Origin of the sequence: [Clostridium] ultunense DSM 10521 (assembly GCF_000511955.1) — a bacterium.
Taxonomy (GTDB): Bacteria; Bacillota; Clostridia; order Tissierellales; family Tepidimicrobiaceae; genus Schnuerera; species Schnuerera ultunensis.
The window spans coordinates 320,085-341,730 of the sequence record NZ_AZSU01000001.1; the positions used below are offsets into that span (position 1 = coordinate 320,085).

At 33.4% G+C, this 21,646-nt stretch carries 19 protein-coding genes and 1 tRNA gene; 16 read left to right on the forward strand and 4 right to left on the reverse strand.

Features of this window, described 5'->3' with window-relative positions; all coding sequences use genetic code 11:
• Nucleotides 1-6: 6 nt before the first annotated feature.
• Nucleotides 7-1,560 (reverse strand): FAD-dependent oxidoreductase, encoded by a 1,554-nt coding sequence (locus CUL_RS0101665; protein WP_005587924.1) that lies wholly within the window; start codon nt 1,558-1,560, stop codon nt 7-9.
• 183 nt (nt 1,561-1,743) lie between these two features.
• On the opposite strand from CUL_RS0101665, the gene CUL_RS0101670 reads away from it, so the two are divergent.
• The gene (locus CUL_RS0101670) at nt 1,744-3,204 is read left to right on the forward strand and encodes a DUF445 family protein (RefSeq protein ID WP_025640320.1); all 1,461 of its coding nucleotides are present in this window, start codon (nt 1,744-1,746) and stop codon (nt 3,202-3,204) included.
• Nucleotides 3,205-3,241: 37 nt separating this feature from the next.
• Here CUL_RS0101670 and CUL_RS0101675 read toward each other — a convergent pair.
• Nucleotides 3,242-3,317 (reverse strand) — tRNA-Val (locus tag CUL_RS0101675).
• A gap of 129 nt (nt 3,318-3,446) precedes the next feature.
• Here CUL_RS0101675 and CUL_RS0101680 point away from each other — a divergent pair.
• Nucleotides 3,447-3,794: a cytoplasmic protein gene (locus CUL_RS0101680; protein WP_408065612.1), complete on the forward strand. Its 348-nt coding sequence runs from the start codon at nt 3,447-3,449 to the stop codon at nt 3,792-3,794.
• A gap of 25 nt (nt 3,795-3,819) precedes the next feature.
• Here CUL_RS0101680 and CUL_RS19370 read toward each other — a convergent pair whose 3' ends face one another.
• Nucleotides 3,820-4,320, reverse strand: a complete 501-nt coding sequence (locus tag CUL_RS19370) for a LysR substrate-binding domain-containing protein (RefSeq protein WP_081722722.1) — start codon at nt 4,318-4,320, stop codon at nt 3,820-3,822.
• Here CUL_RS19370 and CUL_RS18790 point away from each other — a divergent pair.
• The gene (locus tag CUL_RS18790; RefSeq protein ID WP_269077311.1) at nt 4,229-4,447 is read left to right on the forward strand and encodes a putative sulfate exporter family transporter; all 219 of its coding nucleotides are present in this window, start codon (nt 4,229-4,231) and stop codon (nt 4,445-4,447) included. The two genes, CUL_RS19370 and CUL_RS18790, sit on opposite strands and share 92 nt — an antisense overlap.
• A gap of 26 nt (nt 4,448-4,473) precedes the next feature.
• Here CUL_RS18790 and CUL_RS0101695 read toward each other — a convergent pair whose 3' ends face one another.
• Nucleotides 4,474-5,907, reverse strand: a complete 1,434-nt coding sequence (locus tag CUL_RS0101695; RefSeq protein ID WP_025640322.1) for a leucyl aminopeptidase — start codon at nt 5,905-5,907, stop codon at nt 4,474-4,476.
• A gap of 206 nt (nt 5,908-6,113) precedes the next feature.
• On the opposite strand from CUL_RS0101695, the gene CUL_RS0101700 reads away from it, so the two are divergent.
• From CUL_RS0101700 to CUL_RS0101760, 13 genes are all read left to right on the forward strand, one after another.
• Nucleotides 6,114-6,599: a methylglyoxal synthase gene (locus CUL_RS0101700; protein WP_005587932.1), complete on the forward strand. Its 486-nt coding sequence runs from the start codon at nt 6,114-6,116 to the stop codon at nt 6,597-6,599.
• Between the two features lie 325 nt (nt 6,600-6,924).
• The gene (locus tag CUL_RS0101705; RefSeq protein WP_005587933.1) at nt 6,925-7,944 is read left to right on the forward strand and encodes a Gfo/Idh/MocA family oxidoreductase; all 1,020 of its coding nucleotides are present in this window, start codon (nt 6,925-6,927) and stop codon (nt 7,942-7,944) included.
• 102 nt (nt 7,945-8,046) lie between these two features.
• Complete coding sequence (locus CUL_RS0101710; RefSeq protein WP_005587934.1) at nt 8,047-9,039, forward strand: LacI family DNA-binding transcriptional regulator; 993 nt, start codon at nt 8,047-8,049, stop codon at nt 9,037-9,039.
• An 866-nt stretch (nt 9,040-9,905) separates the two neighbouring features.
• A complete protein-coding gene (locus CUL_RS0101715; RefSeq protein ID WP_025640323.1) occupies nt 9,906-10,850 on the forward strand; it encodes a sugar ABC transporter substrate-binding protein in 945 nt (314 codons plus the stop codon).
• A gap of 87 nt (nt 10,851-10,937) precedes the next feature.
• Nucleotides 10,938-12,464 (forward strand): sugar ABC transporter ATP-binding protein, encoded by a 1,527-nt coding sequence (locus CUL_RS0101720; protein WP_005587936.1) that lies wholly within the window; start codon nt 10,938-10,940, stop codon nt 12,462-12,464.
• A gap of 14 nt (nt 12,465-12,478) precedes the next feature.
• Nucleotides 12,479-13,522 carry an ABC transporter permease gene (locus CUL_RS0101725; protein WP_005587937.1) on the forward strand — a complete coding sequence of 348 codons (1,044 nt, stop codon included), beginning with the start codon at nt 12,479-12,481 and terminating at the stop codon, nt 13,520-13,522.
• Between the two features lie 88 nt (nt 13,523-13,610).
• Nucleotides 13,611-14,603, forward strand: coding sequence for a 5-dehydro-2-deoxygluconokinase (iolC, locus tag CUL_RS0101730; RefSeq protein ID WP_005587938.1), 993 nt, complete (start codon nt 13,611-13,613; stop codon nt 14,601-14,603).
• Nucleotides 14,604-14,617: 14 nt separating this feature from the next.
• Nucleotides 14,618-15,448 (forward strand): class II fructose-bisphosphate aldolase, encoded by an 831-nt coding sequence (locus CUL_RS0101735; RefSeq protein ID WP_025640324.1) that lies wholly within the window; start codon nt 14,618-14,620, stop codon nt 15,446-15,448.
• Nucleotides 15,449-15,474: 26 nt separating this feature from the next.
• Nucleotides 15,475-17,409, forward strand: coding sequence for a 3D-(3,5/4)-trihydroxycyclohexane-1,2-dione acylhydrolase (decyclizing) (iolD, locus tag CUL_RS0101740; protein ID WP_005587940.1), 1,935 nt, complete (start codon nt 15,475-15,477; stop codon nt 17,407-17,409).
• Between the two features lie 17 nt (nt 17,410-17,426).
• Entirely contained in the window at nt 17,427-18,326 is a 900-nt protein-coding gene (gene iolE, locus CUL_RS0101745) for a myo-inosose-2 dehydratase (RefSeq protein WP_025640325.1), read from the forward strand.
• A 31-nt stretch (nt 18,327-18,357) separates the two neighbouring features.
• Nucleotides 18,358-19,362, forward strand: a complete 1,005-nt coding sequence (iolG, locus tag CUL_RS16485) for an inositol 2-dehydrogenase (protein ID WP_005587944.1) — start codon at nt 18,358-18,360, stop codon at nt 19,360-19,362.
• 29 nt (nt 19,363-19,391) lie between these two features.
• The gene (locus tag CUL_RS0101755; RefSeq protein WP_005587945.1) at nt 19,392-20,180 is read left to right on the forward strand and encodes a 5-deoxy-glucuronate isomerase; all 789 of its coding nucleotides are present in this window, start codon (nt 19,392-19,394) and stop codon (nt 20,178-20,180) included.
• A gap of 29 nt (nt 20,181-20,209) precedes the next feature.
• Nucleotides 20,210-21,598 carry an aldehyde dehydrogenase family protein gene (locus CUL_RS0101760; RefSeq protein ID WP_025640326.1) on the forward strand — a complete coding sequence of 463 codons (1,389 nt, stop codon included), beginning with the start codon at nt 20,210-20,212 and terminating at the stop codon, nt 21,596-21,598.
• Nucleotides 21,599-21,646: the final 48 nt, after the last annotated feature.

Genomic DNA, 21,646 nt, shown 5'->3' on the forward strand with positions numbered 1-21,646 from the left:
GAGTCTTTAAAAATCATCTTTAAATAATTTTTCAATTGTATTTACACTGTTACCAGCTCTTAAAGGTTTTACCGATGGTCCTTCTATTATCTCTCCTTTATAGGTAAACCTTGATCCATGGCAAGGACAATCCCAAGACCTTTCAGCAGAGTTCCAATTTAACTCACAACCCATATGGGGACAGGTAGTATTTACTAGATGTAAGGTTCCTTTTTCATCTCTATAGGCTCCAACTCTTTCTCCTTCTATTTTTATAACCTTACCCTCACCAGGTTCAATACGAATATCTTTAGGCAATGGAGAAAGTTTTCCATCTAGCAGTTGTGCTGCAACATTTAAATTTCCTGAGATGAAATTTTTGGCTGATGCAATAATGTTTTTCCGCGAAGGATTATACACATCTTGCCACCGGCTTTCTTCTTTAACTATCAAATCTCTGATAATCATAGCAGAGACCATACTATTCGTCATTCCCCACTGTTGAAATCCAGTAGCAACATATATATTGGGTGTATTAGATGTAAAATTTCCTACATAAGGTATTCCATCTAAAGTTGTATAATCCTGGGTAGACCACCTATTTGGGATATCTTCCACGGTGAAAATTTGGTTTGCAAAATCTATTAATGCTTCGTAATGTTTTTCAGTGTCATGGCTTTTTCCAGTCATATGGTTGGATCCAACAACTAAAATAAGTTCACCATTTTCAGTGTTTTGCTGACGAAGGGATCTAGTTGGATTTTCTGCATTTATATACATTCCACCTGGATACTTTTCTTTTACTTTAATTCCAATAATGTAGGATCTTATAGGAAAAATTCTAGCGAAGTATATTCCATGTTTGTTATAAAAAGGATACTGAGAGGCTATAATTACTTTTTTTGCCCTTATTTTTTTCTCTTGTTCTGTAATAATTGTATAATTATTGTCCTCTTCAATATTTATAACCCTAGTGTTTTCATATATTTGAACACCATTATTATGTATAATATTAGCTAATCCTAATAAATACTTTCTTGGGTGAAATTGAGCCTGATTTTCAAACCGAATTGCCCCTTTTATAGATATGGGAAAAGATATTTTTTCCACATAAGAGGCCTTAATTCCTAGGCTTAACGCTGCCTTAACTTCATTTTCAATTTCTTGAATATACTTATCCTGTTGGGTATATACAAAAGCAGATTGGGGAACATAATCACAATCAATATCATTTTCTTCAGCAATCCTTTTAATCTCGTGAATTGCCCATTCATTAGCTTCAGCATATTGTTGCGCTAGTTCCATTCCCATTTTACTTAGAATTTTGTTATATATCAGTCCATGTTGAGAAGTTATTTTTGCAGTAGTATGAGCTGTAGCACCTTGGCAAATCCTATCAGATTCGAGAATAGTAATTTTGAATCCTTCTTTATGTAGTAGGTAAGCACATGAAATTCCTACTAATCCTCCGCCTACTATAGCTATGTCTACGTCTACATCCTTATTTAAAGTTGGATAGTTTGTCGTGGGTGTAGAGGATAGCCAATAAGATTCAGGTAGATTCTTCAAGTTTATAGTCATATTATCCCTCCAAATATAGATAAAACTTTCTCCCAATTTATTTTGGCTATTATATCTTAAAATATTCATCAGAATTAGTAAAAGGCTAAGAAATTGAATTCTATCATAATATTATTGACATAAATAAATATTGATTTAAAATATATTAGGAAAGATATTTTATTAAACACAAGAGGTGAAAGTGTGAAATTTATAATTCCAATATTACTAGGAGCAACTATAGGATATATTACCAACTGGATTGCAATAAAAATGCTGTTCAGACCTCATTATGAGAAGAAAATTTTCAATATACATGTTCCCTTTACTCCAGGACTCATCCCTAAGGAAAGGGAAAGAATCGCAAAAAGTATAGGAGATGCGGTAGGAGTATATCTGCTATCGCCAGAGGTAGTGGTAAAATCTTTATCTAACGATAAGAATGATTATATAAAAAAGTGGGTGAAATCCTATATAGGTAGGTTACAACGGGAAGATAGGTCAATAAAAAGTTTGGTTTCAGACTTAGGACATGGAAAACATAATGAAATATTAAGTCTTATAAAGGTGAAAGTTACAGAGATTATCTGTTTAGAATTACGTAAAGATATATTTAAACAGAAATTAATCCGATTAATTGATGAATATATCTTTATCAATTCCAAAGATGAATTATACCAAATAATAAATGAGAAGATAGAATTGTTTTTATACCAATTAACTAAATCTGAAGAAACGATGGTAGGACTAAAGGATATTATTGTTGGAAAACTAAAAGAATTAAGTACTGATGAAAGGCCATTAACTGAAGTTATTCCAGAAAATATTATTTTTGGAATCAAGGATATGGTTGCCCAACATGATGAAGAGATTGGGGAAATATTGAAAAACATTCTCAATGACTCAAGGATTGAATTAGAGTTAAAAGGATGGATTACAAAGGTTGCATCTAATAATATGAATAAACTGGTGGCAATATTTATGAGCCCGGAAACAATATCGGATAAAGTATTTGATGCAATAAAGGAATTTGTTAATAAACCTGAAATAAATGATAATATTGCAACAGTTATTATTACTTTAATTGATAAAATCTTCGAGAATAAGGTAGGAAATATAGCTTCTATAATTTCAACCAACTTGGATGGAGATCAAATGTTGAAATTATCCAATCTTATAATACAATATATATCTAAAGAGGAAAACCAAAGCAAAATTATTAATATAATAAACAAAAGGCTTAAATCCGAAAAAGCTAATATTAGGGGCAGCATATTAAATTTTATGTCTAAAGAGCTGGAAACATTTTTTGATTCTAAAATATTATACGATAATATTTTTTCTATTATCGATGATATTATTGAAAAGATTATGGATAAACCTATGTCATCTGTTGCTGGCAATATAGATGATAGGACAGTTTCAAACATTGCCAGCTTTTGTAATATTATATTTAATGATTTTGTTAGAAATAAATTACCCCATATTGTCCAAGTATTCAATATTTCTAGGGTGGTCGAAGATCAGATAAATAGTTATGATATGGCTTTTGTAGAAGAGCTTATACTTGAAATAGCTCATAAGGAATTGAAGGCCATAACTTGGCTTGGCGCCTTACTAGGTGGGATGATGGGTATTATACTACCAATATTACAGGGAATTTAAAAAGCATCTACAAAATTTTGTAGATGCTTTTTAAATATGGTGGGCGATATTGGATTTGAACCAATGATCTCCACGATGTCAACGTGGCGCTCTAACCCCTGAACCAATCGCCCATGGACAATTATTATTCTAGCATATTTTTTATTAAATTTCAATCAAAATTATTATTCAAAATATCATAATCATAGAATTTAACCTTCTTGACATAGGTTTTTTAATGGAGTAATATGAAGATACAGGGGGTGTTTGATTTGAAAAAGATTGTATTTTTTGCTTTTAAGGGAGAGCAGATGTGTTTCATGCATGTACTTTTAAACGCTATAGATATGCACGAAAAAGGAATGAAAGTTAAGATCGTTATGGAAGGAGAGGCTGTTAAGTTAATACGGGAATTAGATTCTGGCGGTAGCAATGTTTACAAAAAGGCCAGAGAATTAAATTTATTTGATTCCATCTGTAAGGCTTGTTCCGCTAAGATGGGTGTCCTTACATATAATGAAAAATCTGGCATTCCAATAAATGGAGAATTAAGCGGTCATCCTTCAATGGCTAAATTTATTGAAGATGGTTATGAAATTATTACATTATAAAAGGAGATAGTCAGACTATCTCCTTTTATAATGTATAACATAAATTCCAGAAGTTTTCCATTGGTTTGGTTATATATTTATTCCCATGGTAGATGATATTGAATTTACGTTTTAATTTTATATCATCTAGTTTTATATGAAATAACTTATTGTTTTCCAATTCATTTTCAATAGCCATTCTAGAAACAATTGAGACTCCAATATTAGATATGACTGCATTTTTTATTGCTTTTGAATTGTTGCATACCCATTTTATATTTAAACTAAAACCTTTTGATAGCATAATATTTTCAAATAGCTCCCTGGTACCACTACCACTTTCACGAAGTATCAGGTCTGCTTTGGATAACTCATGAAGGTTAATAGAAGTTTTCTCTTTAAAAGGATGTTTACTTCCACATATTAGAATAAGTTCATCATCCGCTTTAGCTGCTATATTAAATAGTATAGGTTTGATTCCTGTAGGGTTAGGATTAATATTAAAAAGTACTAGTAAGTTTCTAATGATAATGGCATTGGGAGCAATAGGACTTAAAACGGGTCTTAAAGAAGTAAGAAATTCGGGTTTTGCTCCTATGCTTCATGGATTTATCATATCAGCTATTGTTGCTATAGTATCACTAGGTGTACGATTTCTGTTAGGCCAAATATAATGGACGAGACCATGTCTCGTCCATTCCTAAAATTCTTTGGCTAAATAGTATAAAGTTTTTACTGGTATACCAGTAGCTCCTTTAGGTAAATACCCTTGTTTTTTGGAAAGATAGGATGTTCCAGCAATATCCAAATGAATCCAAGGAGTATTATCTACAAACTCTTCTAGGAAAAGTCCTGCAGTTATAGCTCCTGCTCCTCTGCCTCCTGTGTTTTTCAAATCTGCAAAAGTACCTTTAATTAACTCCCTGTACTCATCGTTATTTGGAAGTTCCCATATAGGTTCCCCTGTTATATGGCTGGCTTTTTTGATATTTTTCATAAATTCTTCATTGTTGGTAACAGCCCCTGTATTTACATTACCCAAGGCTATTATGCAAGCACCAGTTAAAGTAGCTATATCTACTACTTTACTAGCATTTAAGTTTTTAACGGCATACCATAGGGCGTCGGCTAATGTAAGTCTTCCTTCAGCATCGGTATTTAACACTTCTATAGTTTTTCCTGACATGGACTCAATAATATCTCCCGGTTTATAAGCAGCACCAGATATTAGATTTTCACAGGCCGCCACTATTGCTACTACATTCTTTTTAACTTTTGATTTAGCAATAGCTTTCATAGCCCCAATAACAGAAGCGGCACCAGCCATATCTGAAAACATGGTTTCCATACCATTTGCAGGTTTTAGACAATAGCCACCAGAATCAAAAGTCAAACCTTTCCCAACTAAAGCTAGTTTTTCGATGGATTCTGGGTTTCCTTTATAATCCATAACTATTAATTGAGGTTCTTGGGAAGAACCTTGAGATACAGCTAAGAAAGCTTTCATCCCTAAATCTTCAATTTTTTCTCTACCGTAGATTTCTACTTTTACTCCTAATTTTTCTAATTCTTTTTTGGCATTGTTAGCGAGTGTTTTAGGTGTCATTGTCATAGCAGGTTCATTGACTAAGTCTCTAGCTAAAAATACTCCATCTATAATATTTTTAACTTCTTCTATAGCTTCAATAGATTGTTCTCTTTTTCCATCAATAACATTTAAATTAACCTCTTTTATGCTAAGTATAACTTTCTTTTTACTAAGGTATTTTTCAAAACTATACTCAGATTGTAAAAGTCCTTCTGCTATTGCTTGGATTCCATCTAAATAGCAAATATTTTTAAGTTCAGGGACTTCTATATCAACACTCTCGATCTTTAATTTTGCCAATTCTTTCCCAGCATTAAAAAATGCCTTTCTAAGGGAATCTAAGGTAAGTTTATCTTCTTCACCTAAGCCTAAAAGTAATGCTTTATCTGTATTGGTAACATTGGCATACACTTCTCCAGCGTTGCCCTTGAACAACCCTTTATTCTTTAAATACTGGTATAACTCATCTACTTCCTCTATGGATTCAGTGCCTTTAAATACAAGAATTATTTTTACTTCTCCGCCTTTTCCAAGCTTAAAATCCATAAAACCACTCCTTTCAAATTATTATATTAGTATTAATTTTACCAGAATATATTTGTAATCTCAAATGAATATATAGAAAATCTGCATAGCATGTGCACAATTGTAAAATAATCAAGAAGGAAAATAGAGAAATAGTTTTTAGATTGTCATATAATCAAAATTTGTGTAAAGTAATAGTATAACTAAAATATTAAGGAGTTGTTAAAATGAGTATTAATAAAGATTTTGTATCTATAAAAATGGGGAAACAAAAGCGGATAGCTTTAATAGCCCATGATAATAGGAAAAAGGATATGATTCAATGGGTAAAGACGAATCGGGATAAGCTCAGCCAACATTTTCTGTGTGGCACAGGAACTACAGCCACTTTAATTGCGGAAGCCACTAATTTACCAGTAAAAGCCTTTAAGTCTGGTCCCCTAGGTGGAGATCAGCAAATTGGGTCAAGAATTGCTGAAGGGGATATAGACTTTATGATATTCTTTTGGGATCCTTTAGAAGCCCAACCTCACGATCCAGATGTTAAGGCATTATTACGAATTGCAGTTTTATACGATATACCTGTAGCTAACAACCAATCTACAGCCGATTTTCTATTATCCTCACCCCTGATGGAAGAAGAGTATATAAGAAAATTAGTGGATTTTTCTAAAGGTATGGTTGATAGGGTTAAGGGATTTAAAGTGGATTAGATGATAAGTTAGGCAAAATTTATATCTTATATTTTCTTGCTATTTAAAATAGATGGAGAATAACATTGACATGGAAATGTATAAGTCGTATAATATAACAAATAACTCAAACGTTTGCTAATAGATAATTCTACGACAGAAGAGGAAAATAGTCGCATATTATTATGTTAATCTGATGTATTTGAAACATAATCTATATACGTATTCAGCACTGATACCTATAAGTTCAAATTCACTAAATAAGATAATTCTGTGGAAACGGTATTAGGTTCTCTTATTAGAATAATTGTTAATTTTAAATATAATATAAAATGGAGGTTTACTTATGGCTAAAGTAAAACTTGGTATTATAGGACTGGGAAGATTAGGAAGAAACCATGCCGCTAATATCCACTATAAAATACCTAATGCGGAGTTAACTGCCATATGTAGCACAGTTCAAGAAGAATTAGATAATGTAAAGATGGAGATGAATCCGAATTATGCTATATTAGACTATATGGAATTGCTTAATATAGAGGAATTAGATGGCGTGGTAATAGCTTCCAATTCGGCTTTTCATTGTGAAATGATATGCAATGCTGCTAAAGCTGGTATAAAAAATATATTTTGCGAAAAACCTCTTGGAATGACTTTGGAGGAAATTGATGTAATAAAGGAAACAGTAGAAAAACATCAAGTAAACATATTCCAAATAGGTTTTAATCGTAGATTTGATAAATCTTTAATAAAAATGAAAGAACAAATTGATAAAGGCTTTATAGGTAAACCAATCCTTATTAAAATGGTAAACAGAGACCCAGCATCTATGGCAGAATATATTATTAAATTTAGTCCAACTAGCGGTGGATTGGTGTTCGATATGTTAACCCATGATTATGATTTAGCAAGATGGCTTATTAGTTCAGATGCAGATATTGTCTTTGGTATGGGCGGTGTCTTTGTTTATGAGGGTTTAAGAGAAGTAAACGATATAGACAATTGTACTATTTCCATAGGATTTAAAAACGGAGTTATGGGTTTAATGGAAACCTCTAGAAATTGTACCTATGGATATCATGTTGAAATAGAGGTATATGGCACTGAAGGCTCTGTTAGAATGGGGACCCTTCCAAATAAAGATAGGCTAGTTTCTCTTAATAAAGATGGAGCAAGTGTGGAATGTGTAGAATGGTTCTTCGAATTTTGGGAACCAACCTTTGAAGCTGAAATTCAACATTTTGTAAACTGTATACAAAATGATACCCAGCCTATTGTAGGTCTCATAGATGGATATAAGGCAGTTAAGTGGGCCTTTGCAGCCAAAGAGGCAGTAGATAAACGAACTGTTATTAAAATGAAATAGAGTATGTTTAAATTAAGAATTTCTATAGATTACGATATATTTGTAAGTGTGTAATAAGAGTAAATAGTATTGTAGGAAGTTTTTGGATAAGGGGATTAGAGTATGAGCATAACTATAAAGGATATTGCAAGATCATTAGGGATATCTTATTCTTCAGTTTCCCGAGCCTTGAATAATAAACCTGGTGTAAGTAATGAAACTAGAAAACGCGTTATTGCCGAAGCAAAAAAGATGGGATATAAACCTAATGATATGGCAAGGGGATTAGTAAAAAAACAAACTAATACAATTGGAGTTATAATTCCAGATATAGCCAACTCTTTTTTTGGAGAAGTTACTGAAGGGATAATTGAGACTGCTAATGAGAATGGTTATACAGTATTTTTATGTATTACAAATTGGAATATGGAAATTGAAAAAGAGTACCTGAGAACTTTACAAGAAAAGAGAGTGGATGGAATAATATTAAAATCTTCTAAAGATGAAGAAGAGCGTAAATATAAAGATGAAATTAATGTTCCTTACATACTGTTAGAGGGAAGACCTACTTATGGAAATAGTTTTGTTGGGGTGAATAATAAAAGAGGTGGTTATACTGGTACTAAATATCTATTAAAGCAAGGATATAGAAATATTGCTTTTGCAGGGGGGTCAAAAGATTCTTACACCAATATGCAAAGAGTAGAGGGGTATATTGATGCGTTAGAAGAACACGATATTCCAATTAATAAGGAATTGATTTTATATAATGATTTTACAGCAAAAGGGGGATATAAATTAGCAGAAAAATTGTTAAATAATGATAAAAAAATTGATGCCATATTCGCAGGTAATGATGTTATTGCTTTAGGGGTACTAGATTATGCCACTACCCATGGTTTTAGCATTCCTGAAGAGTTAGGGGTCCTAGGATTTGATGATATTTTTTATGCAGAATTACCTCAAATTCAACTAACTACTATACACCAACCCAAATATGAATTAGGAAAGTATGCATTAGAAATTTTAATAGATGATATCCATGAAGGAAAAGATAGAACGTGTAAAAGTATTATACTAGAGCCAAAGTTAATAGTAAGGAGTACTACAAGATAGCTATTTAGCTATTTCAGTAATTATATATATTAGATTTTAATGCATTAGTCTACAGGTTTTTATGTTAGATTTAAGTCAGTAATTTTGTTTAAATGGTTATTTCAATTATATTTAGACAAGATTACTGACTATTTTTATAACGGAAGAAAAGTTCCCACTTATAAAATATTGATTAAAAAATACTTGATCTAATTGAGTTTTAAAAAAGTTACTTTTAATTTTTTTGCAAAGGCTTTTTTATTATCTAAAATCTATAGAAGTAATTATATATGAGAAATTTTAATTATATTGTATAGTCAAATATGAGTTTTCTAAAAAATTTAAAATTTTTAATGTTCATTCAAAGCTTGCTTTCTTACAGTTTTAAACAGAATAGTTTTCAGACTATTTTAAATTATATAAATAAATTTTATTGACATATGTTTTCATAAATCGTATAATATAATAAACTCAAACGTTTGCTAAACCTTTTTTAAAAGTAATATTTAATTGAATAGTTTTTCATAGGAAAATAAGACTAGATTGTAAACGATTCTATAATAAATTACTAGTAATAAAAGATATACAGTAATGATATTATATTTTTGTAGTTTATTCAAAAGGCACAAATATTTATATAAGGGGGTTTGGAGGGGAGAAGATGTCTATAAATCTAAGTTATAAGCCTTCTGAATAGAGTTACAGAAAACTTTTTATAGAAAATTTATTCCAATTAATATATAAATTATTATAGAAAACTAGTCTGCCCCTTTTTCAAAACGGGACAAACGTTTGCAAAAGACAGAAGATTCACAATATATCACTATATCATAACGTAAAAAATAGCTTAGTTACTTATCTGTTAAATTAAAATAGGAGGGAAAGCAATGAAAAAATTTTTAGCACTGATGTTAGTGTTAATGTTGGTTGCAACTGGATGTTCTGGGGACAAAAAAACTGAAGTTGCAGGTAGCGATGGAGACATAAAAATAGGTTATGCTATTAATAATATGAATGATACTTTCCAAACTTATATAGTTGATGCCGCCAAAGAAAAAGCAGATGAATACGGCTATAGTATTGATATTCAAGATGCCCAGGAAGACGTAATTAAACAACAAGATCAAGTAAATGCCATGATAGAGCAGGGTGTTGATGCAATTATAGTAGTTCCTGTAGATACATCTGCTATGGACCCTATAACCAAGGCTGTAACAGAGGCTGGTATTCCATTGGTATATGTTAATAGAAATCCATTTGGTGAAGGAGATATTCCGGAAGGAGTATTTTACGTTGGTTCTCAAGAAATAGTTGCGGGACAATTCCAAGGAGAGTATTTAATTAAATTAATGGGAGAAGAAGGTGGAGTTGCAATACTAATGGGGATATTAAGCAATGAAGGGGCAGTAAAGAGAACTGAAGGAAATGAAGAAATATTAAGCCAATATCCAGGAATCAAAATTTTAGCAAAGGAATCTGGAAATTGGCAAAAAGATCAGGGGATGGACATAACTGAAAACTGGTTAACAGCCTATGGAGATGAATTAAATGCCATACTTGCTAATAATGATGAAATGGCTTTAGGAGCCCTTAATGCATTAGAAACTGCAGGGAGAAACGATGTAATCGTAATGGGAATAGATGCAATTCCAGATGCTGTAAAACTGGTGGCAGAGGGTAAAATGGCTGCAACAGTTCTTCAAGATGCTGATGGACAAGGTCATGGAGCAGTAGAGGTTGTTCATAATGCATTGGAAGGTAATGAACAAGATTCGATTAGATGGATTGATTTTGTATTGATAACCCCTGAAAATGTTGCAGACTTTCAATAAATGGTATTGCTATTTAATTATTTGGAAATTTAGTTAATATGGGATGGGGGTATTCTCTATCCCATATTAATAAAGTGAGGGATGATTATGACTGAAGATAGAAACATTTTAGAGATGAAAAATATTGTTAAGAGATTTCCAGGGGTCCAAGCATTAAAGGGAGTAAACCTAAATGTAAAATATGGTGAGATACATGCATTGCTTGGAGAAAATGGGGCAGGGAAATCAACCCTTGTAAAATGTTTAATAGGTATATATCAGAAGACTTCCGGAGAGATACTATTTGAGGATGAATGCATAGATAATTACACTACAGCTGACGCATTAAGATTGGGAATTTCAATGATTCATCAGGAACTCTCTCCTATTGAACATAGGTCTATAATGGAAAATATTTGGTTAGGCAGGGAACCAAAGACTAAACTTGGATTAGTGGATCATAAGAAGATGTATGAAATGACCAAAGAAGTTTTAAAAAGAATAGATTTAGATGAAGACCCTAAAACATTAATGGCTGATTTACCAGTAGCTAAAATTCAGATGATAGAAATTGCTAAAGCAATTTCCTATGATGCAAAACTAATAATTATGGATGAACCTACATCTGCATTGACAAACAAGGAAATTGAACAATTATTTATAATTATGAGAAAGTTAAAGGAGGAAGGTAAATCCATAATATATATTTCTCATAAGTTAGAGGAAATTTTTACAATTTGCGATACAATTACCGTTTATCGAGATGGAGAATATATTGGTACTGAAAGAGTATCTGATATAGATACTCCTACTTTGATAAAAATGATGGTTGGGAGAAATGTAAACGAATTATATCCAAAAGTTAAATGTGATATTGATGATATTAAATTAGAAGTCAATAACCTGGCTAGTGAAGGTGCATTTAAAGGTGTATCTTTTAACGTAAGAAAGGGAGAAATATTTGGAGTTGCTGGACTAGTGGGTTCAGGTAGAACTGAATTGATTGAAACTTTGTTTGGACTAAGGGAAAAAACATATGGGCAAATAAAGATTGATGGGAAGGAAGTAGATATTCGCAATCCGCAAGAAGCAAAGGGAAGGAAAATGGCCCTTTTAACAGAAGATAGACGTTTAAATGGAATATTTCCGATGTTAACGGTTTTTCAGAATATAACTATAGCTAATCTATCTCGATATAAAAATAAGTTCAGATTATTTAATCATAAAGAAGCTATTAGGGATGTAAATGAGTATATAGAAAGTATACAGATAAAAACTCCATCAATATATCAAAGGATGGAAAACCTTAGTGGTGGAAATCAACAAAAAGTACTTGTTGCCAGATGGTTGATGACTAGTCCTGAAATACTCATAATGGATGAGCCTACCAGAGGTATTGATGTAGGTGCAAAAGCAGAAATATATAAACTGATAGGTATTCTTGCAGAACAGGGGAAAAGCGTTATTTTAGTTTCTTCAGAATTGCCCGAAGTGATGGGGATGAGTGATAGGATAATGGTAATGCATGAGGGACGGGTAGCGGGCATATTAAATAATTCAAAGGATTTAACCCAGGAAGAAATTATGCATTACGCTACGGGGCAAATCATAGAGGACAAGGCTGAATATATGTAAGGAGTTGAAGATCTATGGATATGAACACGAAAGAAATAAACAGAAATACAAAAATTAGTAATCAAAATATTGGTTCAGTAAAGAAGAAATCCACATTTATAGAAATATGGAAAAAATATAGTATAGCGTTTGTATTACTTATGATGATAGTAGCTATATCGATAGTAGAGCCAAAGTTTTTATCTTCCAAAAATATATTTAATGTTTTAACCCAGGCTTCTATTTTTGGAATAATGTCTCTAGGCCTAACTTTAGTTATTATATCAAAAGGGATAGATTTATCAGCAGGCTCATTATTAGCTTTGGCAGGAATAGTAGCCGCTAGTTTAGGACAGGTTGCCAATGCAACACCCAAATTTTATCCAAATATAGGAGAATTGCCGCTAATTATCCCTATTTTAGTAGCTCTTGGTATTGGAGGTATACTTGGTGCGATAAATGGAGGATTAATAGCCTTCACTAGAATACCTCCATTTATTGCAACTCTTGGTATGACTACTATTGCAAGGGGATTCACTTTAATGTATACAGGCGGCAAACCGATTAGCCAGCTTACACCGCAGTTTACTTTTTTAGGAGATAAAATAGGCATTCTACCTATCCCTGTTTTAATATATGGGATTATGATATTTATAACCTGGACTATATTAAACTATACCAGTTTTGGGAAAAACATATATGCTATAGGCGGTAATATTCATGCAGCTGAAGTTTCAGGTGTGAATGTAAAAAAGAATATGGTACTTATATATATGTATGCTGGGCTTATGTATGGAGTTGCAGCTTTAGTTTTTGCAGGCCGCGTAGGAAGTGTACACCCTGGAGCAGCTACAGGATATGAATTAACGGCTATTGCAGCTACAACTATAGGTGGAACCAGCCATGCTGGTGGTATTGGAACAATAGGTGGTGCAGTAATAGGTGCATTAATACTCAGTGTTCTCAGAAATGGCTTAACTTTACTTGGTGTCCAAGCCTATTGGCAACAAATAGTAGAGGGAGCAATAATTGTAGGTGCAGTTATTGTGGATATGAGGAAACATAAAAAGAGAAATTAATGCTTTGTTAAATATATTTTGCATAGTTGATGGTATTACAATTTTATAGGATTATTCTAATTGACAAATGTTACAGAAAGGAGATATTATGAATAATTTAAAATTTAAAGAAAAAGTAGATATGGATTTTGTAGCCATAGGTAGAGCAGCAGTGGATTTAAATCCAAATGAGATAAATAGGCCTATGGAAGAATCAGCAACTTTTACAAAATATTTAGGTGGTTCACCAGCAAATATTACCGTTGCTATGGCAGCCTTAGGGATGGAGACTGGGTTCATAGGGCGAGTAGCGGATGATCCTTTAGGTAGATTCGTTATAAACTATTTAAAAAGTAGGAATATAGATACCTCCAATGTGGTAGTAGATAAATCCGGAGCAAAAACTGGACTAGCATTTCTAGAAGTGAAGTCTCCAGAGGATTGTAATATAACTATGTATCGGGATAATGTAGTAGATTTAAAGGTAGAAGTTAATGATATAAATGAAGAATATATTAAAAATGCAAAGGCATTATTAATATCGGGGACAGCCTTGGCAGATAGTCCTTCAAGAGAAGCCGTGTTCGCATGTTTGGAATTTGCAAGAAAACATAACACTATGGTGTTTTTCGATATAGATTACAGGCCCTATACGTGGAAATCAGCAGAAGAGACTTCCATATATTATAATTTAGCAGCAGAAAAATGTGATGTAATAATCGGAACTAGGGAAGAATTCGATATGATGGAAATGTTGACTAACCCAAAGAATAAAGATGACTACGTTACAGCTAAGAAATGGTTTAATTTTAATGCAAAAATTGTAGTAATAAAACATGGAAAAAAAGGCTCTATTGCCTACACAAAAGAAGGAGGAGTAATTACTGGAGCAGTATTTCCAGTGATGCCAGTAAAGACCTTTGGCGCAGGAGATTCCTACGCAGGGGCATTTATTTATGGACTTATGAATGGACTTAGTATAGAAGAATCTATGGAATTAGGAGCAGCTTCTGCAGCCATTGTAGTGTCAAGCCATAGTTGTTCAGATGCCATGCCTACATTAGATGAGATTAGAGATTTCATAAAAAATTATGGTAAATAAAAAGGGGTGTTTCTATGTTAGTAAATATGAAAGGCATTTTAGAAGATGCTGTTAAGAGTAACAGAACAGTAGCTGCCTTTAATGTATTCGGATATGAGGACGCCAAGGCGGTAATAGAAGCTGCAGAAGAATCTAATGCCCCAGTTATACTCATGACTAACAAAGATGCAGTAGAATTTATGGATATAGAATATTTTGCGAAGCTATTTGGCATTATGGCTAAAAAGGCTAAGGTGCCTGTATGTATCCATTTAGATCATGCTAAAGATTACGGCCTAATAGCCCGAGCTATTAAGGTAGGATATACCTCCGTAATGTATGATGGTTCTCAACTACCATTAGAAGAAAATATAGAGAATACGAAGGAAGTAGTAAAATTAGCTAATGCCTGTAATGTTACAGTAGAAGGAGAAATAGGGTCAGTTGCATATAGTGATAAAAACCTAGATGTAAAAAGCATATATACTGAACCAGAAGAGGCAGAATACTTTGCCAAAGAAACCAAAGTACACGCATTGGCAGCTGCTATTGGAACCTTGCATCGGATGCAAGTCCAAGAAGCTGAAATACAGTATGATAGATTAGAGAAAATAATAAAATTAATAGATACTCCCATAGTTATCCATGGCTCTACGGGAGTAAAGGATGAAGATTTACAAAGACTTACAAAATACAATGTAGGAAAAGTTAATATTGGTACCGCTCTTAGAATGGCCTTTGCAAATACTCTACGAGAAGAAATGGGGAACAATCCAAATATATTCGATAGAACCAAACTATTCAGAAGACCTATGGAGGAAGTTAAAAAGGTTGCAGTTAGTAAGATTAAGCTACTTGGTTGGTAAGTCCAATGGGATAAGGGAGGGGTTAAATGAAGACTATAAAGCTTACAATGGCGCAAGCTTTGGTTAAGTTTTTAAACAGTCAGTATGTGGAGTTTGACGGCAGACAAGAGAAATTCATAAAAGGAATTTTTACCATATTTGGTCATGGGAATGTAGTAGGTTTAGGACAAGCATTAGAAGAATATGGTGAAGATTTAATTATACATCAAGGTAGAAATGAACAAGGAATGGCACATGCAGCTATTGCCTTTGCAAAACAAAAGAACAGAAAGCAAATATATGCATGTACATCATCGATAGGTCCAGGAGCTGCAAATATGGTAACGGCAGCTGCCACTGCAACTGCAAATAATATTCCAGTTTTATTATTGCCAGGTGATATATTTGCTACAAGACAACCTGATCCAGTATTGCAACAAATAGAACAATCCTATGATTTAAGTATAAGTACTAATGACGCCTTCAGACCAGTAAGTAAATATTGGGATAGGATTAATAGACCGGAACAGCTGATGTCTGCAATGATAAATGCAATGAGAGTTTTAACCGACCCAGCTGATACAGGGGCAGTGACTATTTGCTTGCCTCAAGATGTGCAGGGAGAGTCCTATGATTATCCTGAACACTTTTTCAAAAAGAGAGTTCATAGGATAGAAAGAAGACCGCCTGCTAAGGAAGCTGTAGAAGATGCAGCAAAGCTTATTAAAGAGAGTAAAAAACCTTTGATCCTATGTGGGGGAGGAGTTAAATATTCAGGGGCAGCTGACAATTTAAGAAAATTTGCAGAAGAGTTTAATATTCCCTTTGGGGAGACTCAGGCAGGAAAATCTGCAATAACATGGGATCATCCATTGAATTTAGGGGGAATAGGAGTTACAGGAAATTTAGCCGCCAATCTTATTGCAAAAGATGCAGATTTAATAATAGGTGTGGGAACTAGATATACAGATTTTACTACTGGTTCTAAAGGTTTGTTTAAAAATGAAAATGTTAAATTTTTAAGCATTAATGTATCTGAGTTTCATGCCTACAAACTTGACTCTACAAGAGTTGTAGCTGATGCCAAACTGGCATTGGATGAATTGATGAAAGTGTTGAAAGAGGAAAATTACAAATCTAATTATGTAGATGAAATAAAAGAAGCAAAGATTAAATGGGAAAGTGAATTAGCTAGACTATTTTCTACCGGGTATAAGGAAGAAGGATTTAAACCGGAAGTTGCTGGACATATAGATCATGTATTACCTGAATTTTATAAGGATACTGGCTCTTGTTTAACTCAAACCAGGGTTTTAGGCGAATTGGATAGATTGTTACCAGAAGATGCAATAATAGTAGGGGCTTCGGGAAGTTTACCAGGAGATTTACAAAGGGTATGGAGACCGAAGGTAGCAAATACCTACCATATGGAATATGGCTATTCTTGTATGGGATATGAAATAGCTGCATCTTTAGGGGTGAAATTAGCATATCCTGATAAAGAAGTATATGCCATGGTAGGAGATGGAAGTTATTTAATGCTACATTCAGAAATGATAACTAGTGTCCAGGAGAGAAAGAAGATTAATATAATCTTATTCGATAATATGTCCTTTGGATGTATTAACAATTTACAAATGTCTCAAGGAATGGGAAGTTTGGGAACGGAGTTCCGATATAGAGATGAAAGAACAGGAAAATTAGATGGTCCTTTAATTCCAATAGATTATGCCAAATCTGCTGAAGGATATGGTCTAAAAACCTATATAGTAAAGACTGTTAGGGAACTTAGAGATGCAATAGAAGACTCTAAAAAACAAGACATTTCTACTTTAATAGATATAAAAGTTCTTCCCAAAACTATGACTGATGGATATGAGTCTTGGTGGAGAGTAGGAGTGGCTGAAGTATCCCATAAAGAATCTGTACAAAAAGCGCATGAAGAAATGGAGCTTAATATTAACAAGGCGAGAAAATATTAGCAAAAGGGAGGATTCTTATGTTAGATAGCACAAAAATCAAATTAGGTATAGCTCCTATAGCATGGACTAATGATGATCTCCCCCAATTAGGAGCCGCTAATACATTTGAACAATGTATTAGCGAAATGGCTTTAGCAGGTTTTGCAGGCTCCGAAATTGGAAATAAGTATCCAACGGACCCAGAAGTACTAAAAAAAGCCCTAGATCTTAGAGGATTACAAATATGTAATGCCTGGTTTAGTACCTTTTTTACTACTAAGGAGGAAGAAGAAACTATTGAAAAATTCATCGAGCATAGGGATTTTTTATACGAAATGGGAGCCAAAGTAATTGGTTGTTCTGAACAAGGGCATAGCATACAAGTTTTAAACAAACCAATATTTGATGAAAAACCAGTTTTCACTGAAGGGGAATGGGATAGATTGATTGAAGGTTATAACAAACTTGCGATATTAGCCCAAGAAAAAGGTATGAAAGTGTCTTTGCATCATCATATGGGTACAGGGATTCAAACTCCCGAAGAGATTGATAGATTTATGGAACAAGTCAATGAAAATGTCTATTTGCTTTTCGATACAGGACATATGTATTTTTCTGAAGGCAACCAAGAGGCTGTAGATAACCTTATAGATAAATATATTGATAGAATTGTCCATATACATCTAAAGGATGTAAGACAGAATATATATGAAAAGTTGAAAGAGGAAAGATGGTCTTTTCTGAAAGGTGTAAAAGAAGGGGTGTTTACAGTTCCTGGAGATGGAGTTATAAATTTTGATCATGTCTTTTTAGTAATTAAAAATAGTGGATACGAAGGATGGATGGTAGTGGAAGCAGAACAGGACCCAGCTAAAGCAAATCCACTAGAGTATGCAATAAAAGCTATGGATTATATTAATGAGAAAACGGGATTATAGATAGTTTATTATATAGAATGGAGATGAGTCTATGGACAAAAAATTAAAAGTGGGAATTATTGGAGCAGGGAGGATAGGTAGAGTTCATACATTAAGCTTAAAGAATTTTGTGCCTGAGGTTGAGATTAAGGCAGTCTCAGATATTTGTTTTGATGCAGCAGCAAAGCTAGCTGAAGAAAATGGAATTCCTCATGCTTATAAAGATTATAAAAAAATATTGTTGGACCCAGAAATAGATGCTGTATTAGTATGTTCTTCTACAGATACCCATGCACAAATTTCTATTGAGGCAGCAGAAGCTGGCAAACATATATTCTGCGAAAAACCTATAGATTTAAATGTGGATAAGGTTAAATCAGTATTAAAAGCTGTAGATAAGGCTAATGTTAAATTCCAAGTAGGATTTAATCGAAGGTTCGACCATAATTTTAAGAAAATTAAAGAGTTAATTGATTCAGGAGAACTAGGAGAACTTCATATTGTTAAGATTACATCACGAGATCCAGAGCCACCAAGCCCTGAATATGTTAAAGTTTCTGGTGGAATATTTTTAGATATGAGCATACATGATTTTGATATGGCAAGATATCTTACTGGCAGTGAAGTAAAAGAGGTCTATGTAGCAGCTGATTGTAGAATAGATCCTGCTATTGGAGAAGTTGGGGATGTAGATACAGCAGTAATAACCCTTAAGATGGAAGACGGTACTATTTGCGTTATAGATAATAGTAGACAGGCTGTATATGGATATGATCAAAGGATAGAGGTATTCGGTTCAAAAGGCCAAGCTGAAGTTCAAAATGACACTCCTTCAACAGCCAGTTGGAGCACAGCTGAAGGAGTATTTAAAGAGAAACCAAAATATTTCTTTTTAGAAAGATATATGGATTCTTTTGCAGACGAGATGAAATCTTTTGTTGATGTAGTAATTAACGATAAAGAACCGCCTGTTACTGGAGCAGACGGACTTATAACAATAGAAATAGGATTAGCAGCAAAGAAATCCTATGAAGAAGGAAGACCTATAAAACTTTAGAATTTACTTAGGTATTAGGAGGAAAAATTATGTTTGAAAGATTTGACAATATAGATTTTGGTTATAATAGCCTAGCAGAAATAGATGGGAAACATAGGGATATGCTAATGGATGTGGGAATCTATAAATTAAAAAAAGACGAACAAATAGTTTTAGAAGATGACGATAAGGAAACAGCTATTTTACTTTTAGATGGTAAAGTTACTATGGAATGGTTGAATAACAAAGAAACTATGGAGAGAGACTCTCTATTCGACGAAGAACCTTGGTGTTTACATGTGCCAAGAAAAATGGAAGTAAAGATAAAAGGGAAGAGGGAAGCAGAAATATTAATACAAAAAACTTACAATGATAAAGAGTTCCAATCAAAACTATATACCCCAGAAGATTGTGGAACTGAAATCTTTGGAGACGGCGTATGGGGGAATACATCTAGAAGGATGGTAAGGACCATATTTGACTATAACAATGCCCCCTATTCAAATTTAGTAATAGGTGAAGTTATAAACACTCCTGGGAAATGGTCTAGCTATATACCTCACCACCATCCACAACCAGAGATATATTTCTATCGATTTACAAAACCTCAAGGCTTTGGAGCTTGCTTCATAGGCGAGGATGTATTCAAAATAACCCATAATAGTATGGCAACAATACCAGGCGGATTATCCCATCCTCAGGTAACAGCTCCTGGTTACGGAATGTATTACTGCTGGATGATTAGACATTTAGATGAAAATCCTTGGACAGATAGGATTGATGAAGAAGAACATAAATGGCTATTAGATCCTAATGTAAAGATTTGGCCAGAAAAATAAGATAAAAATAAATTAGGGAGTTGATATAAATGGCAACGTCAGAAGAAAAAAAATATGTAAATGGTTTAGTTGAAAGGGCAAGAAAAGCTCAAAAAATTGTTGAAAGCTTCAATCAGGAAAGAGTAGACCATTTAGTAACTGCCATTGTATGGAATATAGTTAAACCAGGAACTATTGAAGAAATATCAAAATTTGCTGTTGAAGAAACAGAATTAGGAAATTATGAATCTAAATATGCAAAATTAAATACAAAACTAAAAGGTGCCCTAAGAGATATGAAAGGTAAAAAAAGCATGGGGATAATTGAGAGGGATGAAGAAAAAGGTTTAATTAAAATAGCCAAACCTGTAGGAGTGGTAGGTGCAGTAAATCCGACAACAAATCCTGAAGCAACACCAGTACTTAAAGCTATAATGGCAATAAAAACTAGAAATGCTGTAGTAATGTCTCCTCACCCGAAAGCTAAGAAGACGAATACTATGATAGTAAATATAATGAGAGAAGTACTTAAAAAATATAATGCGCCAGAAGACCTGATAATAGGCATAGAAAATCCAACTCTGGGAATCACGCAAGAATTGATGAAGCAATGTGATTTGGTGCTAGCAACAGGTGGAGGAGCTATGGTTAATGCAGCTTACTCATCTGGAACTCCTGCCTATGGGGTAGGAGTAGGTAATGCAGTAGTTGTAATAGATGAAACAGCAGATATTAAAGATGCATCCAATAAGATAATGAGGAGTAAAACCTTTGACTTTGCAACCAGCTGTTCAGCAGAAAACTCATTAGTAATTCAAGAAGACATATACCATGAATTAATCAGAGCATTAGAAGATGAAGGAGGATATCTATTAAACAGTGAAGAAAAAGCAAAATTACAAAAGAACATGTGGATAGATGGAGTATTAAATAGAGATGTAGTAGCCCAACCTGTCCAAAAGATAGCAGAAGTAGGTGGACTTAAAATACCAGAAGATAGGAAATTCATAATGGTAGAAGAAACAAAAGTAGGACCAGAATACCCATTCTCAGGAGAAAAACTTTCAATGGTAGTAGCATTATTTAAATACAAAGAATTCCAAGAAGCCATAGACAAAGTAAATGAGATAACAGAATATCAAGGGAAAGGCCACTCCTGTGGAATCCACTCAACCAATGAAGACCATATAGTAGAATTTGCATTAAAAACCTATACAAGCCGTGTAATGGTAAGACAACCTCAGTGTTTAGCCAATAGTGGAGCTTGGACTAATGGAATGCCAATGACTTTAAGTCTAGGGTGTGGCACCTGGGGAGGAAATATATCTAGTGAAAACATAACTTGGAAGCATCTACTAAATACTACTTGGGTATCCTATCCAATACCGGACACCCAACCTACTGATGAAGAACTTTTTGGTGATGTGATGAAGGAATAATTTAATAATTGATTTTTAATAACCCCTTAAGAAAAACTTCTTAAGGGG